This is a genomic window from Bradyrhizobium denitrificans, assembly GCF_013179005.1.
GTDB lineage: Bacteria > Pseudomonadota > Alphaproteobacteria > Rhizobiales > Xanthobacteraceae > Bradyrhizobium > Bradyrhizobium denitrificans.
This window is the reverse complement of sequence record NZ_JABFDP010000020.1, coordinates 165,557-176,194: the sequence shown is the minus strand read 5'-3', so window position 1 is coordinate 176,194 and position 10,638 is coordinate 165,557. Positions and strand designations below refer to the sequence as shown.

Below are 10,638 nucleotides of genomic sequence, written 5' to 3'. Positions count from 1 at the left end.
TCCAGCTAACAGGACACTTGACGCATAATCTAAGGCCTGCATCCCCTTGACCAGTTTCGCGCATTTCAAACGTTGCGCGAGCAAGGTAAGTCCGAGGAAGATATCGCGGCCATCTTCTTCGTCTCCGTCAACGTCGTGACGCAGCGGCTCCGGCTTGCGGCCGTCTCGCTGAAGCTGCTCGACGTCTATGCAGATGACTGCATGTCGCTGGAACAGTTGATGGCGTTTTCCGTGACCGCCGATCATATCAGACAGGAACAAGTCTGGGAGACCATAAACAAGTCGGGCTACGACGAGCCGTACCAAATCAGGCGCCTTCTGACCGAACGCGCGGTGCGGGCCTCCGACAAGCGCGCGCGCTTCGTCGGCCTGCCGGCCTACGAGGCGGCGGGAGGCAACGTGTTGCGCGATCTCTTCGAAGAGGATGGTGGAGGCTGGCTCGAAGATGTCACCTTGCTCGAACGTCTTGTCGCCGACAAGCTGCGGACGGAAGCCGAGACCGTCGCCGCCGAAGGCTGGAAGTGGCTGGATGTCGCCGCCTCCTTTCCCTACGGCCATGATCACGGGCACCGTCGGCTCCAGGGAACACCGACTGATCTGACCTCCGACGAGCAGGCGAGCTTCGATGCCCTCCAGGCTGAATACGACGCGCTTCAGGCAAAATATGACGACGCCGACGAACTGCCGGATGAGGTGGATGCCCGTCTTGGCGAACTCGAGGAAGCGCTCGAGGCCTTCGCGAACCGACCGGACGTCTTCAAGCCCGCCGAGATCATCCATGCCGGCGCCTTCGTCAGCATCGATGGTGAGGGCGGCTTGCAGGTCGAGCGGGGCTACGTACGCCGCGAGGACGAGGCCGCGTTCGTTGCGGCGACGACCGAGCCTCATCCCGAAGCGAGCGCAGCAGCATCTGTCGCCGATGCTGCTAACCACGGAGTCCCGCCCGTCCAACGCGCCACGATCACGGTCGCGGGCCAGGTAGGTGCGGACGAGGAGGACGACGACGATGCCATCCGGCCGTTACTCGACCGGCTCGTGACGGAGCTGACCGCGCATCGCACACTGGCGCTGCGCGATTCCGTCGCTTGCCATCCGCAGGTCGCGATGACAGCTCTCCTGCACAAGCTCTGTGTCGACGCCTTCTACCAGACCTACACGCCGGGCTGTCTTGAAGCCGGCGTGCGCCACGTCCAGCTTCCGGGCCAGACGCCGGATCTGAAAGAGAGCGTGTCTGCAAAGTCCATCGCGGATCGGCATGCGGCCTGGAATGCCGATCTGCCGACCGACGAACAGGCGCTGTGGGACTGGCTCGCCGTGCTTGACGATGCCAGCCGGTTGGCGCTGCTCGCCCATTGCGTGTCCTTTGGCGTCAATGCCCTGTTTGAGAAAGTCGACCGCTATAGCGGCGGCCACGGCGTGACCGCCAATGGCCTGCAGCGTCGCCTCGATCAGGCTGATCGGCTGGCGCGGGCGGTCAATCTCGACATGGCGGAGGTTGGCTGGCGGCCGACCGTCGACAATTATCTTGGTCGTGTCACCAAAAATCGGATCCTCGAAGCGGTTCGCGAGGCCAAGGGCGAGGCCGCCGTGCAGCTCATCGACCACCTCAAGAAGACCGAGATGGCCAAGGAGGCCGAGCGCCTGCTCGCAGATACGCGTTGGCTCCCCGAGCCGATGCGGCTAGCCGAAATGACGCCGCCGTCGGACGTGACCGATGGGTCAGCACAGCCGCTGCCCGAATTCCTCGCCGATGACGAGGGGCAGGTGAGCGCCGCCGGCGAGATTGAGCCGACAGAGGCCGTCGCTGCCGAATAGTCCATGGCTGCGGGGCGGCAGACGCCGCTCCGCAGTCATTCGCTACGTCTTCTCATCTCTCACGCCCGGCCATCGCGCCGGGCTTCATTGTCTCAGGAGCACACTCATGACAGACGACAGCTCAACACCGAACTCGGGTTTCGATTCTGCCTCTTGGCTCGCGCGAGACCAGGAATTCGTCAACCTATGCAAATCCGCTCTCTCGGAAAACAAGACAGCGCTGTTCGATGCGCTCGCCAACGCTCGCATCGATACCGTGGAGGTGACATTCAACGGCTATGCTGACAGCGGGCAAGTCGATGAGGCCGTCATCGACGGCGAAGGCGCTGACGCGGATCTTCGGCTCATCGATATCGATATCGCGCGCGTCGGATGGGAAGCGTAGCCGTCGTCCGCGAGACCCTATCGGTCAAGGATGCGATCGAGAAGTTGGTCTACGATCTCCTCCAACAGACCTATCGCGGATGGGAAATCAACCAGGGCGCTTACGGCGACTTTCTCTTCGACGTCGGCGATCGAACGGTCACGCTCAATTTCAATGAGCGGATCGAAACCTCAGAATACACCCAGCATGTGTTCTGAGGGAGGGACCGATGGCGCATCCGTATCACCATTCGCTATCCTCGGTGAGGAGATGGGGCGGGGCGGTCGAAGATTATCTGGCGATCCATAGCTGGTTCGATGCCAGCAAGCTGATCACGGCGGATTTCCGGCACCGCGCGCTGCGGCACCATGCCGAGGGCATCTTCCTGGCCGAGACCATCTTCGGCCAGACCATCACCTTGTCGTCCGGCCGCATCATTCCCACGCGCTGGGTCGGCGAGCAGCATATCGCCGAGGATCTCGGCTTCATCCCGTCATTCGCCGATTGGGTGAAGTGTATCCGTCCAGAACCATGGATGGGCCGCACGCGACCGATCGAGCGTGAGGTCGAGCCGCCGTATCCTCCGGCCAGAACTTCGGAAGAAGCCTGACGACGTACGGAACCTACCTGCGTCTCGACATCACCGTACACGATGGCTGGCGGGCGGTCGTCCGTAGCGCGGCCCGCAAGCTGACCGACGAGTGCCGCGCGATCCCAAGCATCGTGGGATCGTAATCTGTCTTACCGGTAGATGCTCGATTGCCACCGCCAGGCACCTGACCTGGCGGCTCTGAGACGTCTCCCACCGGACGTTCTCTCTCATCCACATCATCCCGGCCCGGCGCACCGTCAAAGGAGTGTCAGGTCGTCGTATCCAAAGGAGAGCCAAAATGGCTGATTACTACACGCCGACCGTGATCCAGCAGACGATACCTGATACCGACATGACTCCGCTCGAACGTCTGCTGCTTTCAAACATCTTTGAGGCCGAGCGGGACGGAGAAGCATGGTATTTCTTCTCCGAGCAGGGACCAGCCGACATGATCTTGGTTGAGCGCGCGGCACTGGAGGCCGCGCTCGCGCAATCCCAGGCGCCTGGCGAGAATGTTGCCAATACCCTCGTCAAGGCGCATCTGTTGAAGTTGCACGGCGCCGAACCGAACGCGCAGTTCGTTGATCTCGACCTCAGCATGACTTCCTGGGAATCCATCATGCAGGATATCGTGCGCCGGTCACCGACGCTCAATTACGTGGCGGCGGTGTCGTCCTTCACCTGCTCGCGCATGCGTCCCGACGGCTTTGGAGGCATGGTCGTCGTGATCTCGGCCGACGCAATCCTTGTCAAGTCCACCAACGACCTTCTCGAGGAGTTCATCGAGCAGGTCACGCTTCCGGCCGGTAGCTGAGCGAAGCCGCAGCGAGCCTAGCGTCGTCGGCTGCCGTATTTTCTGTGTACCACCGCCGACTTCCGCGTTCCGATGAACGGCAATGCCTACCGCCCGCGTGATGTCGCGCACAACCCTGCAACCGTCCGCCTCCTGATGCGCGTTGCATCGCGTCCTGCCTGGGCGCGGCGCATCGGATGTCAACGGGCAAGCCGTTCCCGCTTCGGCGAAAATGCCTCGCGTGACATCCGGTGCTGGGCCGCGCCCTACCGCCAGTCCGACGCAACGCGAAGAATCAGGAGGCAGACGATGTGCAGGGTTCTCAACAAGCATCACGTGGGGATCCCGGCTGGCGCCGTCTACATCGGTCGCGGCAGCAAGTGGGGCAATCCGTTCCGGATCGGCCAGGACAGCGACCGCGCGGCCGTCATCGCGAAACATGTGCGGTGGCTGGCTGACCAGCACCACTTGCTGCGTGTGCTCGACGAATTGCGCGGCCGCGATCTCGTCTGCTTCTGCGCGCCGCGCGCCTGCCACGGCGATCTCTTGGCTCGCCTCGCCAACGCGACACGGGAAGAGCGGATCGCGTGGTGGCGCGCCGTCAAGGCCGCGGCATGAGAGGAAGAGGAGGGCCGGGACTTCAGGCGAGCCCGGCGCGCGGCGAGAGCGAGCCGCCGGGATGATTTCGCCCGCTCTCGGAGCCTCCCACATGTCCAGGACATCCAAAGCCTTCGATTTCCGGAAGTCGGTCGCCTACGACGCTGAGGCCAAGCGCCTCTTCCACAGCCGTGCGAGATCCCAGCTCCGCCGTATTGCCATAGCGCTAGGTCTTAAGGCCGATGCCTACGACCTCCGCTCCAACCAGGCCGGCATTGCCGTGTCCGGGGAAATTACCCTCCACGGCGATCATCTCTACGTGCAGGTCTCCCAATCGGCGATGGGCCACCACAGCGGCGTTCTGTTTCGGAGCTGCAAGGGCCGAAAAGACTATGTCGGCGGCCCGAACAATTTTGCATCGCTCGACCTGCTCAACCGGCCCGACGAGCTCGCGCATTGGATCCGCGAGGTGTGCCGTGTTTGATCTCATCCGCCGTCGCACCGTCGCCGTCGCGTCGTGGACATGCCGCCACCGCTATCGCTGCGACGTCAGCCTCAGCCGATGGACCCGAGCTTGGCGTTATGCCGCCGGACGGCTTTCGGCGGACGAAGCGCAGCGATTGATGCTCGACTGCCGCTGTCCGGCAGGCTGGCATCCGCTGCTTGTCCTAACCGTGGAAGATACGCTCGAACAGGCGCGCGAAGAGATCGCCGATCATCCCGATCTGCCGCGTCTCGTCGCGGACGGCTGCGCTCGTGTCGGCGATAAGTGGGAACCGTACTGCGGCGAATTGCTGGAGGCGCGATGCTGGGCGATCAACGTCGCCAAGAACTACGCCGCCGACGAAGGCATTACATTTGTGCTGCTCAATGATGAGCTCGATTCCAACAAGTGATCGTCGTTTTCTGATGGTTGCTCAAAGAAAGGGTTCGGCGCTGGACGCCGGACCCTTTCTTTTCGGCTGAGATCGAGAGGCAGAGGTGGGCCGGGAAGGGTTTTGAACCGCGGCGGTTTCAGGAGAGTGCCGGGCGGCTCAGTCCTGTCCCAGCTCTCCCCGAGAAATCCTGCCATGACCGAATCTCTTGCCGGCGGCGCGGCCGTGCCGCTCCCGATCCGTGCCACCGCAATTGTCGCCTCCGCCGTCATTAAGGCTGCGCGACAGCTTTTGACCGATCTCGAACGCGGCCGGCGCATCGACGCCCCTGTTCTGCGCAATGCCATGGAGGCAGCGTTTGCCGCCTCCGATGCGACCGGCGCCTGGAACTGGAAGACGGCCTATGACGCCTGCGAGGCGGCGACCGTCCTATTCCTGCGACGGCACGGCGCCGCTATGCGCACCAAGGCGGCGTCGCCGGCCGCCATGCTGCCGATGCTGATGAGGATCACGAGCCTCCTTCCGACCCAGACACGACGATCCCTGGAAAGCGAATCCCTTCAGCAGTTCTCCACGCCGATTGGACTGGCATACGTCGCCAGCGTCGCTGCCGCGATCACGCCCGCCGACGTCGTTCTGGAACCGTCGGCCGGCACTGGCCTTCTTGCCATCCTCGCTGAACTGGCCGGCGCCTCGCTCGTTCTCAACGAATTTGCCGAGAGCCGTGCCGGCATCCTTAGCAACCTTTTTCCCGGCGTCTCCACGACCAAGTTCGACGCCGCGCAGATCAACGACCACCTCAATGCCGGCATCGTGCCGAGCGTCGTGCTGATGAACCCGCCGTTCTCGGCCGCGATTCATGTCGATCGTCAGATGCGCGAGGCGGCATTGCGGCACGTCGGATCGGCCCTGGCCCGCCTTCCCGAGGGTGGACGGCTTGTCACCATCACAGGCGCGAACGTCGCGCCCGACAATCCCGCCTGGACTGAGGCCTTCATGCGGCTGCAAGAACAGGGGCGTGTCTTATTCTCGGCGGCAATCGACGGCGCTGTCTACGCCAGGCACGGCACCAACATCGACACCCGCCTGACCGTGATCGATCGAGTGGCAGCCAACGACGTCGCTTCATTCCCGGTTTCCCCCGGTATTGCTCCCGATCTGGCGACTTTGCTCGATTGGGTGGTGCAACTTGTGCCGCCGCGTAGCCCGATCGCGGGCACTCCGACGGCGGCGGTGCCAGCAATTGCTGGCATTTCAAAGCCTCGCACGGTCCGCGCTTACGTCAGCCAGCGTTCGCCGGCGGCGGTCGCGCCGGCCACAGATCTCATGGCGACGGAAGTCGCCTACGAGCCAGCCGACTGGATTCCCACGGATGCCGGCAAGATCACCGATGCCCTTTATGAGGCTTACACACTACAGTCGATCCGTATCCCCGGCGCGCAGACGCATCCGACCAGGCTCGTGCAGTCGGCGGCCATGGCGTCCGTCGCGCCGCCAAAGCCGTCGTACCGGCTGCATCTGCCAGCCAATGTCGTGACGGACGGCATCCTCTCGGACGCCCAGCTTGAGAGCATCATCTATGCCGGCGAGTCGCATTCGGCATTTCTCGCTGGCTCCTGGACGGTCGATGCGACGTTTGACGTCGTGGCGGCGGCGCTCGACGATGCGTCGAATGCCCTCCGTTTTCGCCGGGGCTGGTTTTTGGGCGACGGCACCGGCGCAGGCAAGGGGCGGCAGGTCGCCGGCATCCTGCTCGACAACTGGCTCAAGGGTCGCCGGCGCGCGGTCTGGATCAGCAAGTCCGACAAGCTGATCGAGGATGCGCAGCGCGATTGGTCGGCGCTCGGCTTGGAGCGACTGCTGGTCACGCCGCTGTCGCGCTTCCGGCAGGGCACGCCGATCCGGCTCGCGGAAGGTATCCTTTTTGCGACCTACGCTACGCTGCGCACCGATGAGCGCGGCGAAAAGCTTTCGCGCGTCCGGCAGATCGTTGAATGGTTGGGCGCCGACTTCGACGGAGTGATCGTCTTCGACGAAAGCCACGCCATGCAAAACGCGGTTGGCGGCAAGGGGAAGCGGGGTGATCAAGTCGCCTCGCAGCAGGGGCGCGCGGGGCTCAGGCTCCAGCACGCCTTGCCGAACGCTCGCGTGGTCTATGTCTCGGCGACCGACGCTACTACAGTCCATAATCTCGCCTATGCCCAGCGGCTGGGACTGTGGGGCGGCGACGACTTCCCGTTTGCCACGCGTGCCGAATTTGTCGAGGCGATCGAGGACGGTGGCGTTGCCGCGATGGAAGTGCTGGCGCGTGATCTCAAGGCGCTTGGCCTCTACGCGGCCCGCTCGCTGTCCTACGAAGGCGTCGAATACGAGCTGGTCGAACACCAGCTCACGCCGGAGCAAATCCGCATCTACGACGCCTATGCCGGCGCGTTCTCGATCATCCACAACAACCTCGACGCGGCGATGCGGGCGGCGAACATCACCGGCGCAAGTGGCACCCTGAACGCGCAGGCGAAGTCCGCCGCGCGTTCCGCCTTCGAGAGCGCCAAGCAGCGCTTCTTCGGGCATCTCTTGACCTCGATGAAGACGCCCTCGCTGGTCCGCTCGATCGAGCGCGATCTCGATATCGGCCATGCCGCCGTCGTCCAGATCGTCTCGACCGGCGAGGCCCTCATGGAGCGCCGCCTGGCCGAAATCCCGACCGAAGACTGGGCCGACGTCCAGGTCGACATCACTCCGCGCGAATACGTGCTCGACTATCTCGCCCATTCATTCCCGGTCCAGCTCCATGAACCGTTTACCGACAGCGAGGGCAATCTCTCCTCCCGGCCCGTCCATCGCGACGGCCAGCCGGTAGAGAGCCGCGAAGCCGTCGCGCGCCGTGACCGCCTGATCGAGAAGCTCGCCTCGCTGTCGCCCGTGCCAGGCGCGCTCGACCAGATCGTCCAGCGGTTCGGCACGGACATGGTCGCCGAGGTTACGGGCCGCTCGCGTCGCGTCGTTCGCAAGCGCGATCGGCTGATGGTCGAGAACCGTGCCGCCTCGGCCAATCTCGCCGAGACGGCCGCCTTCATGGATGACGCCAAGCGTATCCTCGTCTTCAGCGAGGCCGGCGGCACGGGGAGGAGCTACCACGCCGAGCTCTCGGCGCGGAATCGTAGGTTGCGTGTGCACTATCTGCTCGAGCCCGGCTGGAAGGCGGATGCCGCGATCCAGGGCCTGGGCCGCACCAACCGCACCAACCAGGCGCAGCCGCCGCTGTTCCGCCCCATTGCGACGGACGTAAAGGCGGAGAAGCGCTTCCTCTCTACCATTGCCCGTCGTCTCGACACGCTGGGCGCGATTACCCGCGGCCAGCGCCAGACCGGCGGCCAGGGCTTGTTCAGGCCCGAGGACAACCTCGAAAGCCACTACGGCCGCGACGCGCTGCGTCAGCTCTACCATTTGCTGGCTCGTGGCAAGGTGGAAGGTTGCTCGCTCGAGGTGTTCGAGGAGGCGACCGGCCTGAAGCTTATGGATGCCAACGGCATCAAGGACGAACTGCCGCCAATCACCACCTTCTTGAACCGGCTGCTGGCGCTCACCATCGACCTGCAGAACGTTCTGTTCACTGCGTTCGAACAACTGCTCACCGCTCGGATCGAAGGCGCCGTCGCATCCGGCGCCTATGATGCCGGCCTGGAGACGCTTCGGGCCGAGAGCTTTGTCGTCGCCGACCGGCGCGTCATCTACACCCATCCCGGGACCGGCGCGGAGACAAGACTGCTCACGATCACCGAACGCCGGCGCAATCGTCCCGTGACGCTGGAGGAGGCTCTCGATCGGCTCTGCGACCCGGGCGCCACCCTGCTGATCAACGACCGATCGGGCCGGGCCGCCGTTCAAATGCCGGCACCGAGCCTCATGCTCGATGACGGGGAGATCGAGCGGCGCGTGCGGCTGATCCGGCCGATGGAGCATCACAGCCTTCCGCTGAAGATGATGGCCGAAAGCCATTGGACGGTGGCTGACCGCGAATGCTTCGCCGCGGGCTGGCAGGCCGAACTCGGCGAGGTTTCCGAGTTCACCGAGAGCACCATCCATGTGGTGGCAGGTCTGCTCCTGCCGATCTGGAAGCGGCTGCCAGACGAGTCGACCCGCGTCTACCGGCTTCAAACCGATGCCGGCGAGCGCATCATCGGCCGCAAGGTCTCGCCCGCCTGGGTGGCGACCGCGCTAGCTGGCGACGTACCGGCGCTGACGCCGGACGCCGCCTTTGCTGCGCTGCTTGGAGGTCACACGGTTCTGGACCTCGCAGAGGGCCTGAAACTCCGGCGCGCCCGCGTGATGGGCGCACAGCGCATTGAGCTCTCCGGCTTCACCGACACCATGCGCGATCGTTTGCGCGCCTATGGGCTCTTCGGGGAGATAATCTCCTGGAAGCTGCGCATGTTCGTACCGACTGACGCCACCGGCGTCGGCGTGCTGGCCAAGGTGCTTGAACGCTATCCGGTCGAGCGCATTGGTGAACGGGAGGCCGCGTGATGCCGCACGATGCTTCCGAACTGGCGCGCCGCCTCGCGCGCGAGGCCGAGGCGGTGTGCCGTCATTATCTCTCGAATGGGAAGCGCGAAGGGCGGTACTGGCTGGTCGGTGATGTCCACAACACGCCGGGCCGCTCGCTGTTCGTGCGGCTCCAGGACTCGCCGAAGGGACCTGCCGGCAAGTGGACAGATGCGGCAACATCCGAGCACGGCGATTTGCTCGACATCATCAGACAAAGCCTTGGTCTTCGTGACTTCCGCGAGGTCGCGGAGGAAGCTAGGCGATTTCTGAACCTGCCTCGTACTGAACCGCAACCGGTCTCAAAGCCGGTTCGTCCCAGAGTAGCGATCGGATCACAGGAAGCCGCAAGACGCCTCTTCGCGATCTCTGGTCCGATTGAGGGGACCATCGTTGAGACTTACCTGCGCCATCGAGGCATAGCCCATGTGTACCATGGTAGCAACCTGCGCTTCCAACCGCGTTGCTACTATCGACCTGACGAGCACCTTCCGACCGAGACCTGGCCGGCAATGATTGCCTGCGTTACCAACCTAGATGGCCAGATCACTGGTGTGCATCGGACATGGCTCGATCCCGATGGATTCGACCGGATTCGGCTCGGCAAGGCACCGATCGACACGCCGCGACGTGCCATGGGCGACCTGCTCGGTAACGCCGTTCGTTTTGGCCCTGCGGACGACGACGTACTCGTTGCCGGCGAAGGCATCGAGACAATGCTGTCGCTACGCTGTGTCGTTCCGACCTTGTCGATGGCATCAGCCCTTTCGGCCAATCACCTCGCCGCCATGTCGCTTTCGTCGAGCTTGCGTCGTCTCTATATCGCTCGCGATGCTGACGCCGCCGGAGACACGGTGCAAGCGCTTCTCTCGCAGCGCGCGGAATCCTCCGGCATCGAGGCCATCCCGCTGTCGCCCCGGTCAGGCGACTTCAACGAAGATCTGCACGTCTTCGGTCTCGACGCCCTCCGTGCAACCTTGCGGATACAGCTCGTACCTGAGGACGTCGACCGCTTCCTCTTGCCGTCGACAACACTCGGATAGTTACGTCTGCCTTC

The 10,638-nt window shown here is 63.9% G+C and carries 8 protein-coding genes and 1 pseudogene; all 9 read left to right on the top strand.

Annotated elements, in window-relative coordinates; all coding sequences use genetic code 11:
- Positions 1-72 precede the first annotated feature (72 nt).
- The 9 genes and pseudogenes from HL671_RS23145 to HL671_RS23100 all read left to right on the top strand — a co-directional run bounded on the left by HL671_RS23145 (position 73) and on the right by HL671_RS23100 (position 10,624).
- Complete coding sequence (locus tag HL671_RS23145; protein WP_172239016.1) at positions 73-1,815, top strand: DNA-binding protein; 1,743 nt, start codon at positions 73-75, stop codon at positions 1,813-1,815.
- A 106-nt stretch (positions 1,816-1,921) separates the two neighbouring features.
- A pseudogene (locus HL671_RS39180) lies at positions 1,922-2,397 on the top strand (DUF6878 family protein).
- A gap of 11 nt (positions 2,398-2,408) precedes the next feature.
- Positions 2,409-2,789, top strand: coding sequence for a DUF6915 family protein (locus HL671_RS23130; RefSeq protein WP_172239007.1), 381 nt, complete (start codon positions 2,409-2,411; stop codon positions 2,787-2,789).
- Between the two features lie 280 nt (positions 2,790-3,069).
- Positions 3,070-3,585: a hypothetical protein gene (locus tag HL671_RS23125; protein ID WP_172239004.1), complete on the top strand. Its 516-nt coding sequence runs from the start codon at positions 3,070-3,072 to the stop codon at positions 3,583-3,585.
- Between the two features lie 72 nt (positions 3,586-3,657).
- Positions 3,658-4,182 (top strand): DUF4326 domain-containing protein, encoded by a 525-nt coding sequence (locus HL671_RS38465; RefSeq protein WP_246579773.1) that lies wholly within the window; start codon positions 3,658-3,660, stop codon positions 4,180-4,182.
- Between the two features lie 91 nt (positions 4,183-4,273).
- Positions 4,274-4,645 (top strand): hypothetical protein, encoded by a 372-nt coding sequence (locus HL671_RS23115; protein WP_172238998.1) that lies wholly within the window; start codon positions 4,274-4,276, stop codon positions 4,643-4,645.
- Complete coding sequence (locus tag HL671_RS23110; protein WP_172238995.1) at positions 4,638-5,057, top strand: hypothetical protein; 420 nt, start codon at positions 4,638-4,640, stop codon at positions 5,055-5,057. Before HL671_RS23115 ends, HL671_RS23110 begins: the two co-directional genes overlap by 8 nt.
- Positions 5,058-5,231: 174 nt before the next feature.
- Complete coding sequence (locus HL671_RS23105; protein ID WP_172238992.1) at positions 5,232-9,563, top strand: strawberry notch-like NTP hydrolase domain-containing protein; 4,332 nt, start codon at positions 5,232-5,234, stop codon at positions 9,561-9,563.
- Positions 9,563-10,624 (top strand): DUF7146 domain-containing protein, encoded by a 1,062-nt coding sequence (locus tag HL671_RS23100; RefSeq protein ID WP_172238989.1) that lies wholly within the window; start codon positions 9,563-9,565, stop codon positions 10,622-10,624. Before HL671_RS23105 ends, HL671_RS23100 begins: the two co-directional genes overlap by 1 nt.
- Positions 10,625-10,638: the final 14 nt, after the last annotated feature.

Excerpts from the sequence above, each read along its gene's own strand:
- HL671_RS23130 (WP_172239007.1), top strand. The coding sequence starts at position 2,409 with ATGGCGCATCCGTATCACCATTCGCTATCCTCGGTGAGGAGATGGGGC.
- HL671_RS23125 (WP_172239004.1), top strand. The coding sequence starts at position 3,070 with ATGGCTGATTACTACACGCCGACCGTGATCCAGCAGACGATACCTGAT.
- HL671_RS38465 (WP_246579773.1), top strand. The coding sequence starts at position 3,658 with ATGAACGGCAATGCCTACCGCCCGCGTGATGTCGCGCACAACCCTGCA.
- HL671_RS23115 (WP_172238998.1), top strand. The coding sequence starts at position 4,274 with ATGTCCAGGACATCCAAAGCCTTCGATTTCCGGAAGTCGGTCGCCTAC.
- HL671_RS23105 (WP_172238992.1), top strand. The coding sequence starts at position 5,232 with ATGACCGAATCTCTTGCCGGCGGCGCGGCCGTGCCGCTCCCGATCCGT.
- HL671_RS23100 (WP_172238989.1), top strand. The coding sequence starts at position 9,563 with ATGCCGCACGATGCTTCCGAACTGGCGCGCCGCCTCGCGCGCGAGGCC.